At 50.1% G+C, this 24,093-nt stretch carries 27 protein-coding genes; 25 read left to right on the top strand and 2 right to left on the bottom strand.

Translation table 11 applies throughout. The features are described from left to right. Positions 1-20: 20 nt before the first annotated feature. The 22 genes from fliL to WG68_RS03490 all read left to right on the top strand — a co-directional run bounded on the left by fliL (position 21) and on the right by WG68_RS03490 (position 19,670). Positions 21-551 (top strand): flagellar basal body-associated protein FliL, encoded by a 531-nt coding sequence (gene fliL / locus WG68_RS03595; RefSeq protein WP_046556269.1) that lies wholly within the window; start codon positions 21-23, stop codon positions 549-551. Between the two features lie 12 nt (positions 552-563). Next, on the top strand, positions 564-1,652 hold the full coding sequence (gene fliM, locus WG68_RS03590) for a flagellar motor switch protein FliM (protein ID WP_046556268.1): 1,089 nt from the start codon (positions 564-566) through the stop codon (positions 1,650-1,652). 4 nt (positions 1,653-1,656) lie between these two features. Further along, a complete protein-coding gene (fliN, locus tag WG68_RS03585; RefSeq protein WP_046556267.1) occupies positions 1,657-2,049 on the top strand; it encodes a flagellar motor switch protein FliN in 393 nt (130 codons plus the stop codon). Then, a complete protein-coding gene (gene fliO / locus WG68_RS03580; RefSeq protein ID WP_046556266.1) occupies positions 2,049-2,582 on the top strand; it encodes a flagellar biosynthetic protein FliO in 534 nt (177 codons plus the stop codon). The genes fliN and fliO overlap by 1 nt, the downstream gene beginning before the upstream one ends. Before the next feature lie 7 nt (positions 2,583-2,589). Further along, the gene (gene fliP / locus WG68_RS03575) at positions 2,590-3,333 is read left to right on the top strand and encodes a flagellar type III secretion system pore protein FliP (protein WP_046556265.1); all 744 of its coding nucleotides are present in this window, start codon (positions 2,590-2,592) and stop codon (positions 3,331-3,333) included. Then, positions 3,330-3,599: a flagellar biosynthesis protein FliQ gene (gene fliQ / locus WG68_RS03570; RefSeq protein WP_046556264.1), complete on the top strand. Its 270-nt coding sequence runs from the start codon at positions 3,330-3,332 to the stop codon at positions 3,597-3,599. The genes fliP and fliQ overlap by 4 nt, the downstream gene beginning before the upstream one ends. Beyond that, positions 3,599-4,372: a flagellar biosynthetic protein FliR gene (fliR, locus tag WG68_RS03565; protein WP_046556263.1), complete on the top strand. Its 774-nt coding sequence runs from the start codon at positions 3,599-3,601 to the stop codon at positions 4,370-4,372. Before fliQ ends, fliR begins: the two co-directional genes overlap by 1 nt. Positions 4,373-4,384: 12 nt before the next feature. Beyond that, positions 4,385-5,515, top strand: a complete 1,131-nt coding sequence (gene flhB, locus WG68_RS03560; protein WP_046556262.1) for a flagellar biosynthesis protein FlhB — start codon at positions 4,385-4,387, stop codon at positions 5,513-5,515. Positions 5,516-5,692: 177 nt separating this feature from the next. After that, positions 5,693-7,798: a flagellar biosynthesis protein FlhA gene (gene flhA / locus WG68_RS03555; protein WP_046556261.1), complete on the top strand. Its 2,106-nt coding sequence runs from the start codon at positions 5,693-5,695 to the stop codon at positions 7,796-7,798. A 9-nt stretch (positions 7,799-7,807) separates the two neighbouring features. Then, positions 7,808-9,250 (top strand): flagellar biosynthesis protein FlhF, encoded by a 1,443-nt coding sequence (gene flhF / locus WG68_RS03550; RefSeq protein ID WP_046556260.1) that lies wholly within the window; start codon positions 7,808-7,810, stop codon positions 9,248-9,250. After that, a complete protein-coding gene (locus WG68_RS03545) occupies positions 9,243-10,121 on the top strand; it encodes a MinD/ParA family protein (RefSeq protein WP_046556259.1) in 879 nt (292 codons plus the stop codon). The genes flhF and WG68_RS03545 overlap by 8 nt, the downstream gene beginning before the upstream one ends. Then, the gene (locus tag WG68_RS03540; RefSeq protein WP_046556258.1) at positions 10,118-10,837 is read left to right on the top strand and encodes an RNA polymerase sigma factor FliA; all 720 of its coding nucleotides are present in this window, start codon (positions 10,118-10,120) and stop codon (positions 10,835-10,837) included. Before WG68_RS03545 ends, WG68_RS03540 begins: the two co-directional genes overlap by 4 nt. Before the next feature lie 59 nt (positions 10,838-10,896). After that, positions 10,897-11,268, top strand: coding sequence for a chemotaxis response regulator CheY (cheY, locus tag WG68_RS03535; RefSeq protein WP_008898490.1), 372 nt, complete (start codon positions 10,897-10,899; stop codon positions 11,266-11,268). A gap of 25 nt (positions 11,269-11,293) precedes the next feature. After that, positions 11,294-12,052: a protein phosphatase CheZ gene (locus WG68_RS03530; RefSeq protein WP_046556257.1), complete on the top strand. Its 759-nt coding sequence runs from the start codon at positions 11,294-11,296 to the stop codon at positions 12,050-12,052. Between the two features lie 15 nt (positions 12,053-12,067). Then, on the top strand, positions 12,068-14,248 hold the full coding sequence (locus tag WG68_RS03525; RefSeq protein ID WP_046556256.1) for a chemotaxis protein CheA: 2,181 nt from the start codon (positions 12,068-12,070) through the stop codon (positions 14,246-14,248). Between the two features lie 11 nt (positions 14,249-14,259). Next, positions 14,260-15,417 carry a protein-glutamate methylesterase/protein-glutamine glutaminase gene (locus WG68_RS03520; protein ID WP_046556255.1) on the top strand — a complete coding sequence of 386 codons (1,158 nt, stop codon included), beginning with the start codon at positions 14,260-14,262 and terminating at the stop codon, positions 15,415-15,417. Beyond that, complete coding sequence (locus WG68_RS03515) at positions 15,410-16,153, top strand: flagellar motor protein (protein WP_046556254.1); 744 nt, start codon at positions 15,410-15,412, stop codon at positions 16,151-16,153. Before WG68_RS03520 ends, WG68_RS03515 begins: the two co-directional genes overlap by 8 nt. A gap of 5 nt (positions 16,154-16,158) precedes the next feature. Beyond that, positions 16,159-17,121, top strand: a complete 963-nt coding sequence (locus tag WG68_RS03510; RefSeq protein WP_046556253.1) for a flagellar motor protein MotB — start codon at positions 16,159-16,161, stop codon at positions 17,119-17,121. A gap of 2 nt (positions 17,122-17,123) precedes the next feature. Then, positions 17,124-17,903: a ParA family protein gene (locus WG68_RS03505; protein WP_046556252.1), complete on the top strand. Its 780-nt coding sequence runs from the start codon at positions 17,124-17,126 to the stop codon at positions 17,901-17,903. Next, positions 17,903-18,685 carry a chemotaxis protein CheW gene (locus tag WG68_RS03500; RefSeq protein WP_046556251.1) on the top strand — a complete coding sequence of 261 codons (783 nt, stop codon included), beginning with the start codon at positions 17,903-17,905 and terminating at the stop codon, positions 18,683-18,685. Before WG68_RS03505 ends, WG68_RS03500 begins: the two co-directional genes overlap by 1 nt. A 29-nt stretch (positions 18,686-18,714) precedes the next feature. After that, complete coding sequence (locus tag WG68_RS03495) at positions 18,715-19,209, top strand: chemotaxis protein CheW (protein ID WP_046556250.1); 495 nt, start codon at positions 18,715-18,717, stop codon at positions 19,207-19,209. A gap of 14 nt (positions 19,210-19,223) precedes the next feature. Next, the gene (locus WG68_RS03490) at positions 19,224-19,670 is read left to right on the top strand and encodes a DUF2802 domain-containing protein (RefSeq protein ID WP_046556249.1); all 447 of its coding nucleotides are present in this window, start codon (positions 19,224-19,226) and stop codon (positions 19,668-19,670) included. 19 nt (positions 19,671-19,689) lie between these two features. Here WG68_RS03490 and WG68_RS03485 read toward each other — a convergent pair whose 3' ends face one another. Next, entirely contained in the window at positions 19,690-20,013 is a 324-nt protein-coding gene (locus WG68_RS03485) for an EscU/YscU/HrcU family type III secretion system export apparatus switch protein (protein ID WP_046556248.1), read from the bottom strand. Between the two features lie 12 nt (positions 20,014-20,025). Then, positions 20,026-21,936: a flagellar hook-length control protein FliK gene (locus WG68_RS03480; protein WP_052748940.1), complete on the bottom strand. Its 1,911-nt coding sequence runs from the start codon at positions 21,934-21,936 to the stop codon at positions 20,026-20,028. 103 nt (positions 21,937-22,039) lie between these two features. Here WG68_RS03480 and ccmA point away from each other — a divergent pair, with 103 nt between their 5' ends. Genes ccmA through WG68_RS03465 form a run of 3 tightly spaced genes read left to right on the top strand, consistent with a single transcriptional unit; the run spans position 22,040 to position 24,091 of the window. Further along, complete coding sequence (gene ccmA / locus WG68_RS03475) at positions 22,040-22,699, top strand: cytochrome c biogenesis heme-transporting ATPase CcmA (protein WP_046556247.1); 660 nt, start codon at positions 22,040-22,042, stop codon at positions 22,697-22,699. Further along, positions 22,693-23,355 (top strand): heme exporter protein CcmB, encoded by a 663-nt coding sequence (gene ccmB / locus WG68_RS03470; protein WP_046556246.1) that lies wholly within the window; start codon positions 22,693-22,695, stop codon positions 23,353-23,355. The genes ccmA and ccmB overlap by 7 nt, the downstream gene beginning before the upstream one ends. Before the next feature lies 1 nt (position 23,356). Then, the gene (locus tag WG68_RS03465; protein WP_046556245.1) at positions 23,357-24,091 is read left to right on the top strand and encodes a heme ABC transporter permease; all 735 of its coding nucleotides are present in this window, start codon (positions 23,357-23,359) and stop codon (positions 24,089-24,091) included. The last annotated feature ends 2 nt before the right edge of the window (positions 24,092-24,093 follow it).

The following is a 24,093-nucleotide window of genomic DNA, read 5'->3' as shown; positions in this document are numbered from 1 at the left end:
AGCAAGATAACGGAGTACAGATGGCAGCTGACGGCGATTTAAAGCTCGGTGAAAAAACAGGCGGCATAAAAAAAATTCTGCTGCTGGCAGGGGCCGTGTTAGTTGTGCTGATACTGGCAGGCGGTGCCTTTTTCTATTTTCTGGGCGCTGACAGCTCTCAGGCTGAGACTGATTTTCAAGGCTCAGGGGTCAACCCGGCAGCGGATAGTGGCCGGCCCACTGGGCCAGAAGGTAACGCCCTGTATGTCGCATTACCAAGACCTTTTGTTTTTAACGTACCCGGCTCATCGCGTGATCGTCTGGTACAAATTAAAGTCCAGCTACTGGTACGTGGCAAAAACAATGAGACGCTGGCGCTTAGGCATATTCCGTTAATTGAAGCCAGCCTGCTGGCATCATTCAGTAGTGCCAACGCGGACGAGCTGGTTACGACAACGGGCAAAGATGCTGTAAAAAACAAAGCGTTAAGTGACTTACAACAAGCTTTGCTGGAAGTGAGTGGCACAGTGGTGGTGGAAGAAGTGCTTTTCACCAGTTTTGTTATGCAATAAGAGTGAGCAATCGTGACCGATTTATTGTCGCAAGATGAAATAGATGCGCTGTTACATGGTGTTGACGACGTCGAAGAAGAAGAAATAGACGACGGTGGAGACGGCCGTGGCCGCTCAACCATGGAATACGATTTCTCATCGCAGGATCGGATTGTCCGTGGCCGCATGCCCACTCTGGAGATGGTGAACGAAAGGTTTGCCCGTCATATGCGAATTAGCCTGTTTAATATGATGCGCCGTACTGCTGAGGTGTCGATAAACGGCGTACAGATGATTAAGTTTGGCGAGTATGTGCATACCTTGTTTGTGCCAACCAGTTTGAATATGGTGCGTTTCCGGCCGCTAAAAGGCACAGGTCTTATTACCATGGAAGCACGGTTAGTGTTTATTCTGGTGGATAACTTTTTTGGTGGTGATGGGCGCTACCATGCCAAAATTGAAGGCCGCGAGTTTACCCCGACCGAGCGTCGGATCATTCAAATGCTGCTTAAGCTGATATTTGAGGATTATAAAGAAGCCTGGGCGCCGGTGATGGACGTCTCATTTGAATATCTGGATTCTGAAGTTAACCCGGCCATGGCCAATATTGTCAGCCCGACCGAAGTGGTCGTGATTAGCTCGTTTCATATTGAACTGGATGGTGGCGGCGGCGATTTTCATGTGGCATTGCCCTATTCCATGCTGGAGCCTATTCGTGAGTTACTGGATGCCGGCGTACAGAGTGATAAAGAAGACACCGATTTACGCTGGAGTAAGGCACTGCGCGACGAAATTATGGATGTTAAGGTCGATTTGTCGACCAAAATGCTCGATGTGGATTTAACATTACGGGAAGTGATGGAGCTGAAAGCCGGCGATATTATCCCGGTAGAAATTCCAGAGCATATTACCGTGCTAATCGAAGACTTACCAACCTACCGGGCGAAACTGGGCCGCTCACGTGACAGTGTGGCATTGAAAATTACCGAAAAAATCCGGCGGCCAGAATCGGCTAAATCAGAGTTGCATGTCTTTACCAAAGGTGGCCGTCGCTTAGACAGCGATGCAGATATTTCAGAATTAGAAGCCGATCTTAATTTAACAGAGCGGGACAGAGGGTAACATAATGGCAGATGATAAAGACACAATGGACGAATGGGCCGCGGCCATGGCGGAGGCAGAAGGCGAAGATGATGCGGCAAAAGCCGTTGATTTGGAAGAATTAAAGGATGAAAAAGCCAGTATCACCGTTGATGAACAGCGTAAGCTGGATACCATTTTGGATATTCCGGTTACGATCTCAATGGAAGTGGGCCGGGCAAAAATCAGTATCCGCAATCTGCTGCAGCTAAATCAGGGATCCGTGGTTGAGCTGGAGCGGGTAGCCGGTGAACCCCTGGATGTGCTGGTCAATGGTACCTTAATCGCCCATGGCGAAGTGGTGGTGGTGAATGATAAGTTTGGTATTCGTTTAACCGATGTTATCAGCCAGATTGAACGGATTAAAAAGTTACGCTAATGCAGCCATTATTAAACATAGTGGTGATGACCCTGCTGTTGTCACTGACCGCGCCGTTGCAGGCTGAGCAAACTGGCAGCGCTGCAGAGCCCGCAGTGGCTGAGCAGGGTGTTGCCGCTGCGTCACAAAGCGAGCTTGCTGTTGAGCCTGAGCCTGAGTTAAAAGCGGAACCGCGGCCGGCTGTGCCGTTTCAGCGCACAGAAGCCGCTGCCCAGCGAAGTAATAGCAGTGGTATCAGCCTGGGTAAAATCGCCATTTCTCTGGCGTCAGTGCTGTTATTGGTGCTGGTGCTTGGCTGGATATTCAAAAAATTGACAATGCGCCTGCCAGGCAGCCAGCATGTGAAAGTTATTTGCTCGGTGCCACTAGGCCAGCGAGAACGCCTGTTAGTTATTGAAATACAAGGTAAACAACGGGTGCTGGGGGTGACACCACAAAGCATCAATATGTTGTTTGAGTTAGAAAGTTCCCTTCCTGAAACAAAGTTGGCATCAGACTTTCATACACAGTTGCAATCATTCCTGAAAAAGTAAGTTTTTTATGTTGCGATTGCTGTGTTTGTTGTTGCTGTTGCTCAGCTCCCCGGTGCTGGCCGACAATACTGTAATGTCGGCACTGACCGTTACCACCGGCCCGGACGGTTCGCAGCAATACAGTGTCACGCTGCAGGTACTGGCGTTGATGACCATGCTGAGTTTTATTCCGGCTATGGTTATTATGATGACCAGCTTCACCCGGATCATCGTGGTGCTGGCCATTTTGCGCCAGGCCATTGGCTTACAGCAAACGCCATCAAATCAGATATTAATCGGTATTACCCTGTTTCTGACTTTCTTTATCATGGCGCCGGTATTCAAAACGGTTCATGAGCAGGCTATTCAACCCTATCTGGATGAATCGATTACCCCGGTGCAGGCGTTTGACGCTGCCATAGTGCCCATTAAAGGCTTTATGCTGCACCATACCCGGATCAAAGATTTAGATACCTTTGCCCAGATCGCCGGCATTGAAGTACTGGAACAACCGCAGGATTATCCGCTTACGGTAGTGATCCCAGCCTTTATCACCAGTGAACTGAAAACTGCTTTTCAAATTGGTTTTATGTTGTTTATTCCTTTTCTGATCATTGACCTGGTGGTAGCCAGCGTCCTGATGGCGATGGGGATGATGATGTTGTCGCCGATGATAATCTCGTTGCCGTTTAAGTTAATGATGTTTGTACTGGTTGACGGCTGGATTTTAGTGATGGGCACCCTGGCCACCAGTTATGGGGTAGGAACATGAGCCCGGAGGTTTTTGTCGATGTATTGCGTGATGCGCTGTTTATCGTCATCCTGCTGGTGAGCGCGATAATCCTGCCCTCGTTGTTTGTCGGTTTAATTGTGGCGGTGTTTCAGGCGGCTACCTCGATTAACGAACAAACCTTAAGCTTTTTACCACGGTTAATTGTTACTTTACTGGCACTGATTTTTGGCGGTCACTGGCTGGTGCGGGTCATTATGGATTACACCCAGGAACTTATTCTTAGCATTCCGACAGTGGTGAGTTAATGGAATTCCCGCTGGCGACCTTAATGCAGGGCATCGCAGATTTTCTGCTGCCGCTGTGTCGGGTAACCGGCATGCTGATGATTATGGCAGGCCTCGGTGCCCGTAATATTCCAATGCGCATTAAAACCGGCCTGGTGGTGATGATAACCTTGGTGATAATGCCGATGATCCCGCCGGTTACGCCACCGGATCTGATGTCGGCTGCCATGGTTATGGAAGTGTTTTTCCAGATCATGATTGGTTTTGCGCTGGGTTTTATTTCGCAGATGTTTATTACCACCTTTGTGCTGGCCGGCCAGCTACTGGCGACGCAAACCGGCCTGGCTTTTGCGTCAATGGCTGACCCGTCCAGTGGAGTTAGTGTGCCGGCCATTGGCCAGTTTTATCTGATTTTAGCCACCTTATTATTTTTTGTTTTTAATGGGCATTTGATCATGATGCAGATGCTGGTGTTCAGCTTCGACACCTTGCCGATAAATGGCCAGTGGTGGGAAGTTACCAGTTACTGGACCATAATTGAGTTCGGTGGCTGGATGTTTGCCACCGCCCTGGCCATTGCGTTGGCGCCAATAGTGTCAATGCTGGTAGTGAATTTATCTTTCGGTATCATGACCCGGGCCGCACCCCAGCTTAATATATTCTCAATAGGTTTCCCCATTACCATGTTGTCAGGTTTGCTGATTTTGTGGCTGACCCTGGACACTTTTTTATTCCACTACGAAAAGCAATGGCAGCACGCAATAGATTACAGCTGCCGGCTGATTGGTTGTTAAAGGAGGCTGAGCATGGCAGAAGATTCCGGCGCCGAAAAGACCGAACAGCCCACGCCCAAGAAGCTGCAAGACGCAGCGGAAAAGGGTCAGATCGCCCGCTCAAAAGACCTTGGCACGGCTTTTGTTTTGATCTCAAGCGCAGCGGCGATGCTGATGTTTGGCAAAATGCTGGCCGTTGGCGTGCTGAACGTTGGTCAGCGGATGTTGCGGCTGGATCAGAAAGATATGTTTGAAACCAACTCCATGTTTACCGCCTGGAGCGAAGTCGGCAAAGAGCTGATACCGCCATTGGCCGCTATCTTTGGTTTTATTCTGGTGGCCGCTTTTGTGGGTAACTGTTTACTGGGCGGGTTTAATTTCAGTTGGCAGGCTGCGGGGCCCAAAGCCAGTAAAATGAGTCCGCTAAAAGGCTTTAAGCGGATGTTTGGCCTGCAGGCACTGGTAGAGCTGGGCAAAAGTATTTTAAAAGTGGCCGTGGTGGTAACCGTGGCTTATTTGTTGTTAAAACTGTTTTTTATGGACATTATGGCGCTGTCGCTAATGAGCGAGCCAAACAATATCGAATCTGCACTCTATGTGCTGGCCTGGCTTTTTCTGGGGCTTTGCAGCAGCATTTCTATTATTGCCTTGGTGGATGCGCCTTACCAAAAGTGGAACCACATTAAGCAGCTGAAAATGAGCCTGCAGGAAATTAAAGACGAACATAAAAACTCTGAGGGTAGTCCGGAAATAAAAGCCCGTATTCGACGCACTCAAATGCAGATGTCGATGAAACGGATGATGCAGGAAGTACCCACCGCCGATGTTATCGTCACCAACCCCACTCACTTTGCTGTGGCGTTAAAATACGACCAGGGCAAATTCCGGGCGCCAGTGGTGGTTGCCAAGGGCGTGGATGAAGTAGCGATGCATATTCGTAAAATTGGTAATGAACATAAAGTGCCGGTAATTGAATCACCGGCATTGGCGCGGTCTATTTTTTATACCACTGAACTGGATCATCCCATTCCCGAGCAACTGTTTGCTGCCGTTGCCCAGGTATTGGCGTATGTGTATCAACTGAAAATGTACAAAAAAGGCAAAGGCAGCCGGCCGAAAACCCTGGCTAAAGAGCTACCTATCCCCGCAGATTACCGCCACTAACACTCTCTTTAGCCGCTATCCCTTTGCAATATTCAGTTAAGTAAAAAGGGGTCGGAGCTATTTATCGAGTAAAACAGATAAATAGCTCCGACCCCTTTTTATATCTCAGTTATGGAATGGTTTTTGCTGTTATTGCCCAGAGTCCGCATTTTGCGCCAATAATTTGTTAGGTACGCCATGCAGTTTATTCAGTATTTCAACAACTTTGATAAATCAAAATTGTCTTTTATGAAAGGGCTTGGTACGCCGCTGCTTATTCTGGCAGCGTTGGCGATGGTGGTGTTACCGCTGCCACCTATTCTGCTGGATACCTTATTTTCCTTTAATATTGCCCTGTCTTTGGTAGTGTTGCTGGTCACTATTTATGCCCTGCGCCCGCTTGATTTCGGTATTTTCCCTAGTGTGTTACTGGTAGCAACCATTATGCGGCTGGCGCTGAATGTGGCCAGTACCCGGGTGGTGTTACTGGAAGGCCATAACGGCGGTGATGCCGCCGGTAAAGTGATTGAGGCTTTTGGCTCGGTGGTGATCGGCGGTAACTATGCGGTGGGTATCGTGGTGTTTTTAATTCTGATCATTATCAACTTTGTGGTGGTGACCAAAGGTGCCGGCCGCATCGCCGAAGTATCAGCCCGTTTTACTTTAGATGCGATGCCCGGTAAACAAATGGCGATTGATGCTGATTTAAACTCTGGCCTGATTACCCAGGATGACGCCCGCACCCGGCGGGAAGAAGTGACCAGTGAGGCAGATTTTTACGGTTCAATGGACGGTGCCAGTAAATTCGTTAAAGGCGATGCTATCGCTGGTATCGTGATTCTGGTGATCAACTTAATTGGTGGTTTGTTTATTGGCATGCTGCAGCACAATTTAAGCTTCGGCGATGCTATGGAAATTTATACTCTGCTAACCATAGGTGATGGTTTGGTGGCGCAAATTCCTTCGTTATTGTTATCTATCGGCACCGCTATTATTGTTACCCGTCAGAATAAATCGGGCGACTTAGGCGAGCAAATGACTGCACAGCTGAGCGACAACACCCATGTGTTGTTTATTGCTGCCGGTGTGTTAACCCTAATGGGCGTGGTGCCGGGTATGCCGCATTTTGCGTTTCTAAGCCTGGCGCTGCTGATTGGCACTACCGCCTGGTTTATGCGTCGTAAAGCCTTATTGGTGCAAAGTGAGCTGGTTACCCGCAACACGGCACCGGCCAGCGATAACCAAATACAACCGGTGAAAGAAATTGGCTGGGACGATGTGCAAGGGGTCGATACCATTGGCCTGGAAGTAGGCTACCGTTTAATTCCGCTGGTGGACAAGGCTCAGGGCGGTGAGCTGCTGAACCGGATCAAAGGCGTGCGCAAAAAGCTGTCGCAAGAGCTGGGTTTTCTGGTGCCACCGGTACATATCCGGGATAACCTGGATTTAGAACCAAACAGCTACCGGGTAGCCTTGATGGGGGTGACCAGCGGTGAGGGGGAGCTGCGCCATGATAACGAACTGGCGATTAACCCGGGCCAGGTGTTTGGTCAGGTTAAAGGGGTTGCCACTAAAGATCCGGCATTTGGCCTGGATGCGGTGTGGATAACCAAAGATCAGCGGGAGCATGCGCAAACCCTGGGCTATACGGTGGTAGACGCTGCCACGGTGGTCGCGACCCATTTAAGCCAGATTTTAACTAATAATGCAGCCAATTTACTGGGCCACGAAGAAGTACAGAATCTGCTGGATATGCTGGCCAAGCACTCGCCGAAACTGGTGGAGGGCCTGGTGCCAGATATGCTGCAGCTGACCACAGTGGTGAAAGTGTTGCAAAACCTGCTGCAGGAAGGGGTGCCGATCCGTGATATGCGCACCATAGTGCAGACGCTGGTGGAATATGGCAGTAAAAGCCAGGATGTGGATGTGCTGACGGCGGCTTGCCGGATAGCGCTGCGTCGATTAATTGTACAGGAAGTGGTGGGCAGCAAGAGCGAAATACCGGTGATTACTTTTGCGCCAGAGCTTGAACAAATGCTGCATCAGTCCATGCAGGCGGCAGGGAATGATGGCGCTGGCATAGAGCCAGGCCTGGCCGACCGCATCCAGCAATCGCTGCAGGAAGCGCATCAGAACCAGGAGTTAAATGGCGAGAGTGCGGTAATGCTAACGTCAGGAATTTTACGAACAGTTATGGCACGATTCGTGAAATACACTATTCCAGGTTTACGGGTATTGTCATATCAGGAAATTCCCGATGATAAACAAATTCGAATTGTCAGCGTTATTGGTCAGCAAAACTAGGAGTAACTCATGAAAATAAAACGCTTTGTCGCTAAAGATATGCGTACCGCTCTGACGGAAGTTAAAGAGTTCCTGGGACCAGACGCGATTATTTTATCCAATAAAAAAGTGGCTGAAGGGGTTGAAATCGTGGCGGCGATTGACCCGGAAAGCCAAAGTAAACCAGCGCCAGCGCCGGTTGAAGCTGCGCCAGCCAGTCCTCGTCAGGTAACGCGCACCGAGCCGCGCTTTAGTGCCGGCATCGATGATAGCGAGCCAGGGCATGGCAGTCGTACCAATGATAACGATATGCCAGCAGCTCCGGCAGATTCGCTGCGTGAGCTGTTGGCCCGGCAAATGATTAAACAGCAAAGCCGTGAGCCAGCAGGCCACTCGCCAAAACGTCCGGCAGTTGCCAGCCAGCCGGTTAATCCGGCGGCAGCCTTTGAGCGTCAAACTTCTGGCACCAACCAGGGCGTTGCTGCCAGTCAGTGGCAGGAGTTAAGCAAATTGCAGCAACAGCAAAGCCAGGCCATGGCCAGCCAGGTTGAGGCCATGCGTAACGAAATGTTGTCAATGCGTCAGTTGTTGCAGCATCAGGTGTCGGGTTTAATGTGGCAGGATTTAGCCCGGCGTGAGCCGGTTCGGGCTATGGTTATTGAGCATCTGCAGCAACTGGGTTTATCTGAGCAGATAGCCGACCAGCTGGCGTGTTTTATGCCAGAGGATATCAGCGCCAGTGATGCCTGGGATACGGCCATGGAGTTGTTAACTGGCCAGTTAACCACTACCAACGATGATATTTTGCGCCGTGGTGGTATTGTTGCTTTAGTTGGCCCGACCGGTGTCGGTAAAACCACTACTGTTGCTAAGCTGGCGGCCGGTTTTGCCAAACGCCATGGCGCTGATCAGGTTGCCCTGATAACCACTGACTCTTACCGGATAGGTGCCTTTGAGCAACTGGCAACCTTCGGCCGGATCATTGGCTGTCCGGTGAAGCAGGCTAAAGACAGTGACGAGTTGGCAATGTTGTTAAATCAGTTAGCACAACGTAAGCTTATTTTGATTGATACCGCCGGTATGAGTCAGCGCGATGTGCGTCTGGCCGAAAAACTTGCAAGCTTAGTGCATAATTCACGTGTCAAAATAAAAAGTTATCTGGTATTGTCTGCCACAGCGCAAGCCAGAGTAATGCAGGAAACGGTAGCGCAATTCAAACGGATTTCCCTGGCAGGTTGTATTTTTACTAAACTTGATGAATGCTTAAGTTTAGGTGAAGTAATTAACGTGGCCATTCAAAATGCACTGCCGGTAAGCTATTTAACCAACGGCCAGCGGGTACCGGAAGACTTGGTCGTGGCCGAATCGGCCGATTTAGTGCAACGGGCCGAAGTATTAAGGCTAACCCATAGTAGTGCTGGACATCAGTGGTATCAGGATGAGATGTCCACAGTGGAAACAACCTATGCATAGTCACGAATTAATTGACGATCAAGCCTCTGGCCTGAGAAGAATGAATAAGCAGATGGTAAAAGTAATTTCAATAACAGGTGGTAAAGGTGGCGTTGGTAAAACTAACGTCAGCCTGAATTTAGCTATGGCTATGGCCCAGCTAGGCAAAAAAGTGCTGGTGCTGGATGCTGATCTTGGCCTGGCAAATTGTGATGTGATGTTGGGCTTGCGGGTTGAGAAAAACCTTTCCCACGTTCTTTCGGGCGAATGCGAGCTGGACGATATTATTATTGATGGCCCCTTTGGCATAAAAATTGTGCCAGCCACCTCAGGCTCGCAAAGTATGACCGAGCTTTCTACGGTAGAGCATGCTGGCCTTATCCGCGCTTTCAGTGAATTGAAAACCCCGGTTGATGTGCTGCTGGTTGATACTGCAGCAGGTATTTCTGACATGGTATTAAGTTTTTCCAGAGCATCGCAGGATGTGGTAGTAGTGGTGTGCGATGAACCCAGCTCTATTACCGATGCCTATGCCTTGATGAAAATCCTCAGCCGCGATCATGGTGTCGAAAAGTTTAAAATTGTCGCCAATATGGTGCGTAATTTAAAAGAAGGTCAGGAGCTGTTTGCCAAGCTTAGCCGGGTAACCGATCGTTTTCTGGATGTTAGTCTTGAGCTGGTTGCTACCGTGCCTTACGATGAAAATGTCCGCAAAGCGGCACGTAAGCAAAAGGCCTTTATTGATGTGTTCCCGAAAAGCCCGGCCAGTATGGCTGTCAAAGGTCTGGCTTTAAAAGCGATTAAGTGGCCGCTGCCGGCCAATGCTTCGGGTCATCTGGAGTTTTTTCTGGAGCAGCTGCTACAGCCGCATGCTAATCAGGGGGTCGTGTGAACAGTAAACTGGCCGCATATGGTGGAGTCGACCAGATGCAACAGCTGGTTGAACGTCATGCCCCATTAGTAAAACGGATTGCTTATCATTTAATGGCACGCCTGCCAGCCAGTGTGTTGGTAGACGATTTAATTCAGTCGGGTATGATTGGTCTGATTGAAGCTGCCAAAAACTTTGACGGTAGTAAAGGCGCCAGCTTTGAAACCTTTGCCGGTATCCGCATTCGTGGCTCTATGCTGGATGAAATGCGCCGGGGTGATTGGACTCCGCGCTCGGTACACCGCAATGCCCGCCTGATTGCTGATACTATTGCTGAACTCGAAGCCGAATTTGGCCGCGATATTAAAGACAGTGAAGTTGCTGAAAAACTTGATATATCCCTCGATGAGTACCATCATATGTTAACCGATGTCAGCTCAGGCAGAATTATCGGTATAGAAGATCTCGGTGTATCGGAAGATGTGCTGGTGACTTCTGAAGATAGAGGCGGCGATCTGTTATATGAACAGCAAGCAAATGAAGCATTTAATCAGGCACTGGTAACAACCATTAGCAGTTTGCCGGAGCGTGAAGCTCTGGTACTCTCACTGTATTACAATGAAGAATTAAATTTAAAAGAAATTGGGGCTGTGCTGGACGTCAGCGAATCCCGGATAAGTCAGATCCACAGCCAGGCACTTGTGCGCTTAAAAGCCAGAATGCAGGCTTGGGTATAAATTAAAGCAGTTGAGATACCAGGCGTATTATCTCGTCGGAGGGGACTTTGGATAAAAATATGAAAATTCTTGTGGTCGATGATTTTTCAACCATGAGACGCATTATTAAAAACTTGCTACGTGACTTAGGCTTTACCAACGTCTCAGAAGCAGACGACGGTAGCACTGCCTTGCCTATGTTACAAAACGGCGACTTTGATTTTGTGGTAACCGACTGGAATATGCCAGGCATGCAGGGTATCGATTTATTGCGTGCTATCCGGGCTGATGCCAAGTTAAAACACATTCCGGTGCTGATGGTAACGGCAGAAGCCAAAAAAGAACAAATCATTGCTGCTGCACAGGCCGGTGTGAATGGCTACATTGTTAAACCTTTTACTGCTGCTACGTTGCAAGAGAAGCTGGCAAAGGTGTTTGAGCGTTTAGGTTAAGCCGTAACTGACAAGGAGTGACACGATGTCTGACACTACGGCTGCTGATATTACGCTGGAGCAAGCAAAAGAACTGGTGCAATTACTGGAGATGGGAGAGCAACAACTGGCCAACCAGTTAGTGCAATCGATCACCGTACCTGGTTCTTCTGAATTATTCGCTGAGGTGGGCAAACTTACCCGGCAACTTCACGATTCATTAAAAAACTTTCATATCGATCCATCGCTGAATAATTTGCTGGAAGAAGATATTCCTGATGCAAAGAAGCGGCTTAATCATGTTATTGATATGACAGAGCAAGCTGCCAATAAAACGATGGATGCGGTTGAATCCTGCTTACCAATTGCCGATCAAATCAGTCAAAAGCTTAATCAGTTGTTGCCGCAGTGGCAACGCTTAATGCAACGTCAAATCAAGCTGGGTGAGTTTAAACAACTCTGCCATGGTGTTGATGGTTTTATGCAGCAGGCCAGTGTTGATTCAGCAACTTTAAATGCATTATTGACTGACGTGCTGATGGCCCAGGATTATCAGGATCTTACCGGCCAGATTTTACGTCGGGTTATTGAGTTAGTGCGTGAAGTTGAAGACAGCCTGATTGGCTTGTTAACTGCATTCGGTCAGACAAATCCTGATATGCCGGAAATGAAAGCCAAACCGGCCAAAGCAAAGGCGAAAGCAGCACATGAAGCAGAAGGACCAATTATTGATGCAGCTGAACGCGATGATGTGGTGTCTGGTCAGGATGATGTTGACGATTTACTGTCCAGTTTGGGTTTTTAACAGAGGTGTCTGCGCATGAGCTTTGATATGGATGAAGACATTTTACAAGACTTTCTGGTCGAAGCTGGCGAGATCCTTGAGTTATTACAAGAACAGCTGGTGGAGCTGGAAAATAATCCGGACGATGCCAATCTGCTCAATGCTATTTTCCGGGGTTTTCATACTGTAAAAGGTGGCGCAGGTTTTCTATCCTTAACAGAACTGGTCGATGCCTGCCATGGTGCTGAAAACGTTTTTGATATTCTGCGTACCGGTAAGCGCCGGGTTACTCCAGAATTGATGGACGTTATTTTACAAACGCTGGACGCTATCAACGGCATGTTTGTCGCCGTTCAGGCACGCCAGCCTTTAACGCCTGCCGATCCGGCCATCCTTGACGCTTTGCATCACTATAGCGAGCCGGCCAGAGCAGAGGAGCCACCACCGGTGGTAAGCCAGCCTGCTGCCGTCGTTGCGCCGACAGCGCCAGCAAGCGCCAATGCCGTGGCGGATGATGCGGCAGGTGATATTGACGACATCAGTGAAGATGATTTTGAAAAAATGCTTGATGAGCTGCATGGTAAGGGCGCGCCAGGGCGAACTGAGCCGTCAGCTGCGACAGTCCCAGCCAGTGAGCAGGCTACAGGCGACAACGGTGATATTACCGATGATGAATTTGAAAAAATCCTGGACCAGCTGCATGGTAAGGGCTCATTTGTGCCCGATACGAATAAAAAAGCGACTGCAGCCGCTGCCAGCAAGCCGGTTGCTAAAGCTGCTGCGCCAGCCAGTGATGATGAAATCAGTGATGATGAGTTTGAAGCTTTACTCGACCAATTGCATGGTAAAGGGAATGCCCCGGTAGAGGTACCTCCACCGGTAGAGCGCAAACCTGCACCGGTAGTAGCGGCAACACCTGCCGCCACGCCTGCGGTAAAAGCACCGGCAGCGGCAGCTGCCGCACCGGCCCCTGCAGCCGATAAAGCGGCTGCCACTAATGCGGCGCCGGCTGCTGAAACCACTGTCCGGGTTGATACCAAACGGCTTGATCAAATCATGAATATGGTAGGCGAGTTAGTATTGGTGAGGAACCGGCTGGTCAGTCTATCTACCAGCACTCAGGATGAAGAAATGACCAAGGCCATTTCTAATCTGGACGTGGTTACTGCTGATATTCAGGGTGCAGTAATGAAAACCCGGATGCAGCCGATTAAAAAAGTATTTGGTCGCTTCCCCCGGGTAGTTAGAGACTTGGCGCGTTCCTTACAAAAAGATATTAATCTGGTTCTGGAGGGTGAAGAAACAGATTTAGATAAAAATCTGGTGGAAGCCCTGGCTGATCCCTTAGTGCATTTAGTGCGCAACTCGGTTGACCACGGTATTGAAATGCCCGATGTCCGCTTAAAAGCGAACAAACCTAAAGTAGGTTTAGTTAAGTTAGCGGCGACTCAGGCTGGCGATCATATTCTGCTGACCATTCAGGATGATGGCGCCGGCATGGATCCGGAAAAACTTAAAGGCATTGCCATCAAACGCGGTATTCTTGATGTTGATGCTGCCGCCAGAATGTCAGATAACGATGCCTTCAATTTGATTTTTGCGCCGGGCTTCTCTACCAAGGAACAAATATCCGACATTTCCGGCCGCGGTGTTGGTATGGATGTGGTGAAAACCAAAATTACCCAGCTAAACGGCACGGTGCAAATTCATTCTAAGTTGGGTGAAGGCACCTTACTGGAAATTAAAGTCCCGCTGACCCTGGCGATACTGCCCACGCTGATGGTGATGGTTGGCAGCCAAACCTTCGCGTTACCGCTGGCTGGGGTGAATGAAATTTTCCATCTTGATCTGGCTAAAACCAATATTGTGGACGGGCAGCTAACCATAGTAGTGCGCAATAAAGCTATCCCGCTGTTTTACCTCGAGCATTGGCTGGTTAAAGGTTCTAATAAACAATTGCGTCGCGAACAAGGCCATGTGGTTATTGTGCAAATTGGTACCCAGCAGGTGGGTTTCGTGGTCGATTCGTTAATCGGCCAGGAAGAAGTCGTCATCAAACCGCTGGATGCTTTGTTGCAGGGGACGCCGGGTATGGCTGGCGCCACTATTACCTCTGATGGCGGTATTGCGTTAATCCTGGATGTACCAAACTTACTGAAAAATTATGCGAAAAAATCCAAGATTAAATTTGATCGTTTTAATAAGCTAAACGCTTAAGAGAGTGCCGCATGACGATCAGGGTGCTGATTGTAGATGATTCCAGTTTTTTTCGCCGTCGCCTGACGGAAATTCTGAATTCAGACCCACAACTGGAGGTTATTGATACCGCCAGTGATGGTCGTGATGCGGTTAGCAAAGCGCTGGCGCTGAAACCTGATGTCATCACCATGGATATCGAAATGCCGGTGCTGGACGGTATCAGTGCGGTGCGGGAAATACTAAAAACCCAGCGTATACCCATCTTAATGTTTTCATCGTTAACGCATGAAGGCGCCAAAGCCACTTTCGATGCGCTGGATGCTGGCGCGGTTGATTTTCTGCCGAAGAAGTTTGAAGATATTGCCCGTGACAAAGAAGAAGCGGGTAATGTGTTGCGGGAAAGAGTAAAAGCTGTTGCCCGCAAAAGGCCGCTGGGACGCAGCACCTTCAGTAACACTGTCAGTAACACCGCCAGCAGCGATATGAACAGACCTGTTACGCCTGTAAGCCAGGGCAGCCTGACCCGTGGCGCCCTTGGCCGGCCACAGCTGACCGAGCGCCTTGGTAGTAAAACCCTGGCTGGCGCCAGTTTTAAAGCCAGCGGCAAAAGTTATAAGTTGGTGGCTATTGGTACCTCTACCGGAGGACCGGTGGCACTGCAACGCATCCTGACAAACTTACCGGCCGATTTCCCACTACCAATTATTTTAATTCAACATATGCCTGCGGCCTTTACCGGCGCTTTTGCCCAGCGCCTGAATAGCTTGTCAAAAATTGAAATTAAAGAAGCCGAGGATAACGATGTGTTGCGTCCCGGCGTAGCTTATCTGGCACCTGGTGGTAAACAAATGTTAGTTGAAGGCAGTGACAACCAGGCCCGGTTGCGAATTAAAGAAGATGACTCACCACGCATTACCTTTAAACCCAGCGTTGATGTCACTTTCGCCACCGCTGCACGGGTATTTCAGGATAAGGTACTTGCTGTGGTGCTAACCGGTATGGGCTCAGATGGCCGGGAAGGGGCCAGAATGTTAAAACAAGCGGGTTCGCGGGTGTGGGCCCAGGATGAAGCCAGTTGTGTGGTTTATGGCATGCCGCAGGCAATAGCAGCGGCGGGTTTAATGGATCTTGAGGTCAGCTTAAATGAGGTGGCCAGCCGACTGACAACGGAAGTGAAACATGGATAAACTGGCAATCAGTGGTTTTTTACTGGCGGTGCTGGCGGTAGCTGGTGGCTTTATGCTCGAGGGCGGAAGTCTGACAACCTTACTGCATTTACCTGCTTTTATCATTGTAGTGGGCGGTACCGTTGGTGCCGTGATGTTGCAAACGCCATGGCCGCAGTTTCAGCTGGGGCTGGGGATGCTACCCTGGGTATTACGGCCACAAAGCCTGCCGATGCAAAACACGGTTGAGCGAATTGTCAGCTGGGGCACGTCAGCCAGAACCAATGGCTTCTTGTCGCTTGAATCAGCCGCAGTAGAAGAAAGTGATCCGTTTTTGCATCGTGGTTTAAATTTACTGGTAGACGGGGTCGAAGCCAAAGTACTGCAAGATACGCTGGATGCCGAGCTTACCCTGGAGCGTGAACGCTTATTGCGTGGTGCCCGGATTTTTGAGGCGATGGGCGGTTATAGCCCAACTATCGGTATTGTGGGGGCAGTGCTGGGTTTAATTCAGGCAATGTCTAATATTTCTGAACCGAAATTACTGGGAATGGGGGTGGCTACGGCTTTTGTTGCAACCATTTATGGCGTTGGATTTGCCAATCTGGTGTTTATTCCGGTAGGTAATAAGTTAAAGAGCCTGGTACACCAGCACACTTTGTATCATGAACTCATTGTTGAAGGCCTGGTATCAATTGCCCAGGGTGAAAACCCGCGTAATATTGAGCGTAAGCTCGCCGCATATCGGTTGAGCTAATCGTTATGTACCGGCATAAGCAACAACATCAACACGTTGAACCAGAGCAGCTTGATCGCTGGCTAGTGTCGTATGCTGACTATATGACATTGATGTTTGCTTTGTTTGTGGTGCTGTATGCGATGTCGGTGGTGAAAGATGAAGAATATAGCGCCTTAGCTGATACCCTGACCAATGTGTTTGAACGGCCAGCCAGGCAGGGTAGTGGGGTGAGTGGCAGTGGTGTGTTGCCGCAAGCGGCACCGCAAAGTGATTTCAGCCAGTACGGCAGTTCGCTGGAAAGCGCCAAAGGGCCGGAGCTGGTTGCCGATGCCAGCACCCTGTCCGATGTACGCCAGCAACATCTTGGCAGCCCGTTAGTATCGCTGGAGCAGGAGCTGACCCAGGCACTGGCAAATTTAATAGAACAGGGTGTGGTGGATATTCAACGGGATGAAAACTGGTTGATTATTGAGCTGAGCAGCGGTTTACTGTTTGCCAGTGGCAGTGCCACGGCAACCAGCTCAGCCCGCACCTTGTTAACTGAAATTACCGACATTATTAACCCCATCAATAATTTTATCCGTATTCGGGGTTATACCGACGACCAGCCGATTAATAACGAGTTATTTTCGTCCAACTGGGAGTTGTCAGTGGCCCGTGCCACTTCGGTATTACGGGTGTTAGAGAGTCTGGATACGCCGTCACACCGGATGGCCATTGAAGGTTTTGGACAGCATTATCCTGCCAGCAGCAACACAACGGCAGAGGGGCGGGCAGCAAACCGGAAAGTGGTGATTGCTTTGTCGCGCTATGGCTATATGCCCAGTGAGCCCGAGCAGTATGAGGGTGACGAGCGGCAACAACAGTTGCAACCGCTTACTCAGGATGATGGCAGTATCAGAGTGATAGCGTTGCCAGGTGGTGGGGTAAGAATTACCACCCGTCAGGACAATCCAGATGCACTGCCCGAACAACAGGAACCCTGAATGTGGTAATTTGGACTATTGCAAATCAAAAAGGCGGGGTGGGTAAAACCACTACTACGGTTACTTTAGGCGGGCTGCTGGCAGAACGTGGTTTTAGGGTATTGTTAGTCGATACTGATCCGCACGCCTCGCTGACCTACTATTTTGGTATTGATGCCGAAGAGCTGGAAAACAGTGTGTACGATATTTTTATCCGGGGTAAAGACATCACCCGCGAAGAAATTCTGCAGTCGTTATGTCCCAGTGGCGTTAATAATCTCGACATTTTGCCATCCTCAATGGCCCTGGCTACGCTGGACCGCTCGCTCGGTAACAAAGGGGGCATGGGCTTAATCTTAAAGAAAGCCCTGCAAAAAGTGAAACAGGAATACGACTATGTGCTGCTTGACTGCCCGCCCGTAATGGGGGTGCTGATGGTGAATGCCATTGCTGCCTGTAATCGTATCCTTATTCCGGTACAAACCGAGTTTCTGGCATTAAAAGGCTTAGAGCGGATGATTGCCACCATGGCATTAATGCGCAGCTCGCAGCAAAAAGACTATGCCTTTACTATAATTCCCACCATGTATGACAAAAGAACCAAAGCATCACTGGAAGCTTACAAGGCATTAAAAGCGACTTACCAGGATAAAGTCTGGTCGGCGGTAGTGCCAGTCGATACCAAGTTTCGTGATGCCAGTGAAGCGCAAACCCCGCCGAATGTGTTTGCACCGGCCTCCCGCGGCGTGTTTGCTTACAATACCTTGTTAACTTACTTGCTGCAGCTGGCGCCGGAGGCATAATGAGCAGTTTAATTGCCAGCCAGAAGGTGATGCAGCACTATTTGTCAGCATTATTAACCGATGATGGTGCCACCGAAACCAGTCTGGTTGAAGATGCGAAAACCCAGGAGCTTAACCGTCTGCTGGCGCAGGCAAGCCCAGTGGCGAAAGTAGCTGAGCCAAAGGTTCGCCAGGCAACAGAGATGAAACCGGCGCCGGCGGTGTCACAGCCAGTGGTTCAGCAAACCATGCCAGCACAACAACCTGTGGTGCAAAGCCGGGATATCCCGATAGCGCAGCGGCTGGGGGTGCCCGGAGCGGCTGAGCCAGCAGTGCAACGTGCTGAAAAAGACTATCGGCAAGGACGGTTTCAGGCGCTGTTTTTCAATGTGGCCGGTTTAAAACTGGCCGTGCCACTGAAGGAATTGGGTGGTATCCATCAACTGGGTGACATAAACAGTTTGTTTGGCAAGCCGGCCTGGTTTAAGGGTGTGATGCTGTATCGGCAACAAAAAATCAATGTGGTAGACAGTGCCCGCTGGGTTATGCCAGAAAAATATGATCAGAACTTACAGCAAAAGCTAAACTATCAGTATGTTATTATGCTGGGTACCAGCAATTGGGGCCTGAGCTGTGAAACCCTGATCAATACCGTCAGCCTGGAGCAGGATGAGGTAAAGTGGCGTGAAACCGATGGCAAAAGACCCTGGATGGCAGGATTAATTAAAAAGCATATGTGTGTTTTAGTTGATGTCGAAGCTATGATTAACTTACTTAATCGCGGTCAGGACATTCATGCCTGAGCAGGCAGCACAAATTACAGGAGCGGTATATGAGCAATAGTCAGGCAAAGACAACCAGCAAAAAAGAAAATACCGATTTGGTATTACAGTGGGTTACCTTCCGCTTGCAGGAGGAAACTTATGGTATCAATGTAATGCAGGTGCAGGAAGTTCTGCGCTATACCGAAATAGCACCGGTGCCGGGCGCTCCTGAATATGTCATGGGCATTATTAACCTGCGTGGTAATGTGGTGACAGTAATAGATACCCGAGCCCGTTTTGGCCTGGCCCCTGGCGATGTCACTGATAATAGCCGCATCGTGATCATTGAAGCCGAGCGGCAGGTTATCGGCATTCTGGTTGATAGCGTGGCTGAAGTGGTATACCTGAAACAATCCGAAGTGGATACGGCGCCGAATGTTGGTACCGATGAAAGTGCCCGCTTTATTCAGGGGGTATCGAATCGCGAGGGCGAGCTGCTGATCCTGGTTGATTTAAACAAACTGCTCAACGATGAAGAGTGGGAAGAAGTTAACAGCCTGTGAGTGGAGAATTCACCATGAGCGCATGGATGCTGGGCCAGGCTATCGTTGTTGTTCTGCTGTTTGCCGTATTATACAGCCAGCTGCAGCGGCAACGTAAAGCCAGTGATAGTCAGCTGGCGGTACTAAACCAGCAACTGGAGCTCAGCCAGCAGCAATTGTCTGCCTCGCAAAGCGAAACCGAAGAGTTACGTGCCGGCATTATTGGCGTTGGGCAGCGAGTGCTAACCCTCGATCAGCGGGTGCAGCAGCTGGAGCATGAACTGCAGCAACTGCAGGGCGCCTACAGCGAACTGGCTGAGCAGCAACAAGCCATGTCGTTAACCGATCCTGAAAGTAAAATTTATACCCGGGCGATGAAAATGGTCCAGTTGGGTGCGGATTTAGACGAAATTATGCGCGAATGCGAGCTCCCCCGTGCCGAGGCCGAACTGCTGCTCAATCTGCATCAGGCAAAATCCTAATTATTTTCACTCCTCCTTTTCAGGTTTTTAAATCTATCCGCTGGTGAATGTTGTGCCACTGCTCGGGGAATTTACCCTGCAGCACATAGGAAAAGGCAATCAGCTCAGCGATCACAATATATAGCTCTTTGGGAATGTTATCGCCCAGCTGTAACTGGCTTAGCAACCGGTTTAGTTCATCATCCTGGTGAACCAGTACCCCATGCTCTCTGGCCAGGGCAATAATATCGTCGGCCAGCTCGCCATGGCCTTTAGCAACGATAGTGGGCGCTGACTTGCCATCGTACTTTAGCGCCGTGGCACTTTTCTGGGCGTTACTGCGTTGCTTGTCAGGATCCGACATACTGTTTGGTCCTTATACTTTCACGGTGAGCAGGCTATTGTGACGTGGCAGCAGGCTGTCGGGAATTTTGCCCAGCTGACACTCGGCTTTGCTAATGGTTAACCCTTGTGCAGCACAGCGGTCTTTTAGCAGTGGCAGAAATTTTTCTGCCAGATGCAGCGCCTGGTTATGGTCGGTATAAAACTGCAGTTGTAAATCCTGCTGCTGCAACTTCGCTACGGCCAGCAGGTTACCATATTGCTGCAAGTCAAATTTCATGGTCAGTTGCCACTGCTTTTGTTTGTCGCCGCTGCTTTTGCCGTCGGCTTCGCGTTGCTCCAGTAATAGTTGCGGCAAAATGGTTTGGCCTTGCTGCTGCAATGGTAATTGCAATAACCACTGTTGAAGCTGGCTTTGGGCATCCAGGGTGGCTAACTGGCTCTGCTGCAAGGGGCTGCTTAAACTGGCCAACTGACGCAGCGCGGTGCCTGCCTGAGTGGTATCCAGCTGCGAAACCAGCTGGCTGAGCCGGTTGGCAGGCGCAGTATTGGCGGGGCTTAGCTGTTTCTGGCTTAAATGGCCTAACAATAACTGAATGGCTAAGGCCAGAGTCCCGCCGGCCGTTTGCATATTGGGCTGGCTTTGCAGTGGCTGAAATTGCAGCAGGGCATTAATCTGCGCAGCTAACACCGGCGGCGCCAGCGGCTTGCTGATGTCTGGCAGGCTTTGCTGAATTTGGCTAAACAGCCGTTGTAATGGCTCGGGTAAATTGGGCAGGTTATTCGGCTGTAACATAGGTTGGGATAACAGCGGCAGCAGGTTGCGCCAGGCCTGCTGTCTGCTCTCTGCTGCCGGGCTATTGAGTATTGTGCTGCCGACGTTAACAGCAGGCTGTGGTGTGGCAGCCATTTTGCTATTGCTGGGTTGCCACTGCACAGATCGCTCAAGCAGGTTAGCTGGCAGGTTTAACTGCTGGCTTTGCGGCGCAGGCTGGATCAGCAGTTGCCACTGGCCGTTGATCGTCGTCGGGGCTTGCAACTGCAGCAGCAAAGGTAAACCATTAGCATTAATACTGGTTTGCGCTCTGGCACTAAAGGTATCGGCAAGGTTTGCCGCAAGTTGTGGCGGGATACTGATGCTAAGCTGGCCCAGGCTGATTTTTTCAGCTCCCGGTAAGGTTAGCTGTTTAACCGGGGCAAGCTGGCCCAGCAGGGCCTGCAACAGCTGCTGCTGGCTGGCAGCACTTAGTAACAGTGCGGCGCCTGGGGTTGACGTTTGCGCGGATACCGTTGTTTGTAAGCTTAGCTGCAGTGGTTGCGCACTTTGCGTAAATTCAAAGCGCAGCAGCAGTGGTTGGCGCTGCGTATTGTGCTGGGTTGGCCCGCCCGCCAGCTGCTGGATAAGCTTGGTCACGGCCAGCAGCTCTTGCTGACTTAAGGTGAGTAACATGCCGCTGTTCTGGCCTGCACCGGCCAGTTGCAACTGGCCACTGTTCTGCAGCAGTTGCACTGCCAGGGTCAGCGTATTGCCAGCTGCTGTGCCTGGAGCGCTGGGTATGGCTTTAGTAAGTTGCGGCAGTTGCTGGCTCAGCCACTGGCTCAGTACCGGCTGCAGCTGGGTGGGGTTAAGTGGAATACTGCTGGTGGCGCCAGGCAGGCTTTGCAAGCTCAGGTTTAACTGGTTATTGGCTGCAGGGCTCAGGCTTACCTGCATTTGCAGGCCAAACTGCTGGCTGATTTGCTGGCCAAGCTGCAGTGGCAAGCTGATGTTCAGTCGGCCTTGCGGCGTTTGCAGCTGCAATCTTCCGGCGTCAGCTAAGGTTTGTAAGCGGGCGCTGTACATTTCTCCCACCAGTAGTTTAACGTCGCCCGTGTTGAGAGCCGCATTGCTGCCAGCTCCCGCTACCGGGCTTTTTAATAACTTGTCCAGATTGATCTGGTTCATAATTTCCCTGGTTAGTCACGGTACAGACCGTGGATCTGATTCGTATTCCGGTTGCACTATGCTACTATGCGCCCAATTTTAACTGCAGTCGATACCGAGGCCAGTGAACATAACGCAGCCATTTCCAGCAAATACCGGCCAGCTTTTATTGCAAGGCAACCACTTAAGTTGCGTTCGGCAAGAGCGGGTGTTATTTACCCAGTTATCTTTGCAACTGAACGCCGGTCAGTTACTGCAAATCCAGGGCAAAAATGGTGCTGGTAAAAGCTCATTGTTGCGTATTTTAGCCGGTTTAGCCCAGCCAGATGATGGCGAGCTTTGCTATCAGGCTAAGCCATTGGCGCAAAGCTTGCCAGCTTATTGCGCTAATCTGTGTTATATCGGCCATCAAAGCGGCATACATGAACAATTAACAGCGCTGGAAAATTTAAGTTTCTGGCGCTCAGCCGCTAATCTGAAGCGGGGTGATGACTGGGCCTTATTGGCACAGCTTGGTTTGGCCGGGCTGGAAGATGTGCCGTGCCGGATGTTATCTGCCGGGCAGCAACGACGGGTATCGCTGGCCAGGTTGTGGTTAACTCCGGCGCAAATCTGGATCCTGGATGAGCCCTTTACCGCGCTCGACCAAGGTGCGATTAGCCTGTTGCAGCAGCATATGCTTTATCATCTGCAACAGGGTGGCGCAATTATTCTGACCACACACCAAACACTGACATTGCCATTTCCGTCATTAATCCAGCTGGAGTTAGCGTACCGATGGTAAGCCGGATATTTCTGCAACGCGAGTTGCGCCTGCTGGCCAGGCAAAAAGCGGACTGGTTAAACCCTATTTTGTTTTTTATTATCGTGCTTAGCTTGTTTCCGTTAGGGGTTGGGCCAGAGCCCAATATGCTACGTATTATTGCTCCGGGAGTGGTATGGATTGCCGCCTTGTTAAGTGTCTTGCTGGCGGCCGAACGCTTGTTTAAGGATGACTATCGCAATGGTGTTATAGAGCAACTGGTCGCCGGACGACAGAGTTTACTGGCATTTGTACTGGCAAAAACCTTTGCTAACTGGCTCAGCACTGGCTTACCGTTAATCCTGTTATCACCAGTAGTGGCCTTGTTGCTCGGCCTGGAACAAGCTGCATTGCTGGCTATGGCATTAACCTTGCTGCTGGGAACGCCCTTACTCAGTTTGCTTAGCGTGCTGGGTTCTGCACTTACCATGGCAGCGGATAAAGGCGGCATTTTACTGGCACTATTAATCCTGCCACTGTATATTCCGCTATTAATTTTTGCCAGCAGTGCTATTGAAGCTGCCAGTATGGGGCTGAACTATCAGGGACAGTTGGCCATTTTGCTGGCCATGTTATTATTGGCGTTAGCCCTGGTGCCGATGGCCGTTACCAGTGCTTTGCGAATTAATGTGAGTTGATATGTTTAAGTGGTTAGATCCCTACGCAAAAAGTGAAACGCTGTACCATTTATGCGGCAAGCTATTACCTTACCTGATGGTCAGTGCGCTGGCCTTGTTGCTGCTTGGTAATATCTGGGGCCTGGCGTTTACCCCGGCCGATTATCAGCAGGGCGACAGCTACCGGATTATTCATATTCATGTGCCATCGGCCATTATGTCAATGGGAGCATACGCTGCCATGGCCAGTGCGGCTTTTGTGGCGCTGGTATGGCAGATTAAGGTAGCGCACTGGGCTGTGCTGGCCATTGCGCCGATAGGGGCTGTGTATACCGCTATTGCGCTGATCACCGGCATGGCCTGGGGCAAACCGATGTGGGGGGCCTGGTGGGTATGGGATGCCCGCTTAACCTCGGAACTTATTCTGTTATTTTTGTACTTAGGTGTTATTGCCTTACACGGCGCCTTCAGTGACCGCCAGGTTGGCAATAAAGTGGCTAGTTTACTGGCGTTGGTGGGGGTGATCAACTTACCCATTATTCATTTTTCAGTGGAATGGTGGAATACTCTGCACCAGGGCGCCAGCATTACCAAATTTGCCAAGCCGTCAATAGACCCCAGTATGCTGTGGCCGCTGTTAATTAGTATTCTGGCTTTTGCGCTGTTACTGCTGGCATTAACCTGTTTGCGGTTGCGCACCGCAATTTTAGTGAACGAGCAGCACCGGCCATGGGTCAGAAAGCTGGTGGGAGGTTAACT

The sequence above is a fragment of the Arsukibacterium ikkense genome (assembly GCF_000987775.1).
Lineage (GTDB): Bacteria > Pseudomonadota > Gammaproteobacteria > Enterobacterales > Alteromonadaceae > Alishewanella > Alishewanella ikkense.
This window is presented reverse-complemented; position numbering and strand designations above follow the sequence as displayed.

Coding starts and splice junctions, on each gene's coding strand:
- fliL (WP_046556269.1), top strand. CDS start 21: ATGGCAGCTGACGGCGATTTAAAGCTCGGTGAAAAAACAGGCGGCATA.
- fliN (WP_046556267.1), top strand. CDS start 1,657: ATGGCAGATGATAAAGACACAATGGACGAATGGGCCGCGGCCATGGCG.
- fliO (WP_046556266.1), top strand. CDS start 2,049: ATGCAGCCATTATTAAACATAGTGGTGATGACCCTGCTGTTGTCACTG.
- fliP (WP_046556265.1), top strand. CDS start 2,590: ATGTTGCGATTGCTGTGTTTGTTGTTGCTGTTGCTCAGCTCCCCGGTG.
- fliQ (WP_046556264.1), top strand. CDS start 3,330: ATGAGCCCGGAGGTTTTTGTCGATGTATTGCGTGATGCGCTGTTTATC.
- fliR (WP_046556263.1), top strand. CDS start 3,599: ATGGAATTCCCGCTGGCGACCTTAATGCAGGGCATCGCAGATTTTCTG.
- flhB (WP_046556262.1), top strand. CDS start 4,385: ATGGCAGAAGATTCCGGCGCCGAAAAGACCGAACAGCCCACGCCCAAG.
- flhA (WP_046556261.1), top strand. CDS start 5,693: ATGCAGTTTATTCAGTATTTCAACAACTTTGATAAATCAAAATTGTCT.
- flhF (WP_046556260.1), top strand. CDS start 7,808: ATGAAAATAAAACGCTTTGTCGCTAAAGATATGCGTACCGCTCTGACG.
- WG68_RS03545 (WP_046556259.1), top strand. CDS start 9,243: ATGCATAGTCACGAATTAATTGACGATCAAGCCTCTGGCCTGAGAAGA.
- cheY (WP_008898490.1), top strand. CDS start 10,897: ATGAAAATTCTTGTGGTCGATGATTTTTCAACCATGAGACGCATTATT.
- WG68_RS03530 (WP_046556257.1), top strand. CDS start 11,294: ATGTCTGACACTACGGCTGCTGATATTACGCTGGAGCAAGCAAAAGAA.
- WG68_RS03525 (WP_046556256.1), top strand. CDS start 12,068: ATGAGCTTTGATATGGATGAAGACATTTTACAAGACTTTCTGGTCGAA.
- WG68_RS03520 (WP_046556255.1), top strand. CDS start 14,260: ATGACGATCAGGGTGCTGATTGTAGATGATTCCAGTTTTTTTCGCCGT.
- WG68_RS03515 (WP_046556254.1), top strand. CDS start 15,410: ATGGATAAACTGGCAATCAGTGGTTTTTTACTGGCGGTGCTGGCGGTA.
- WG68_RS03510 (WP_046556253.1), top strand. CDS start 16,159: ATGTACCGGCATAAGCAACAACATCAACACGTTGAACCAGAGCAGCTT.
- WG68_RS03500 (WP_046556251.1), top strand. CDS start 17,903: ATGAGCAGTTTAATTGCCAGCCAGAAGGTGATGCAGCACTATTTGTCA.
- WG68_RS03495 (WP_046556250.1), top strand. CDS start 18,715: ATGAGCAATAGTCAGGCAAAGACAACCAGCAAAAAAGAAAATACCGAT.
- WG68_RS03490 (WP_046556249.1), top strand. CDS start 19,224: ATGAGCGCATGGATGCTGGGCCAGGCTATCGTTGTTGTTCTGCTGTTT.
- WG68_RS03485 (WP_046556248.1), bottom strand. CDS start 20,013: ATGTCGGATCCTGACAAGCAACGCAGTAACGCCCAGAAAAGTGCCACG.
- WG68_RS03480 (WP_052748940.1), bottom strand. CDS start 21,936: ATGAACCAGATCAATCTGGACAAGTTATTAAAAAGCCCGGTAGCGGGA.
- ccmB (WP_046556246.1), top strand. CDS start 22,693: ATGGTAAGCCGGATATTTCTGCAACGCGAGTTGCGCCTGCTGGCCAGG.
- WG68_RS03465 (WP_046556245.1), top strand. CDS start 23,357: ATGTTTAAGTGGTTAGATCCCTACGCAAAAAGTGAAACGCTGTACCAT.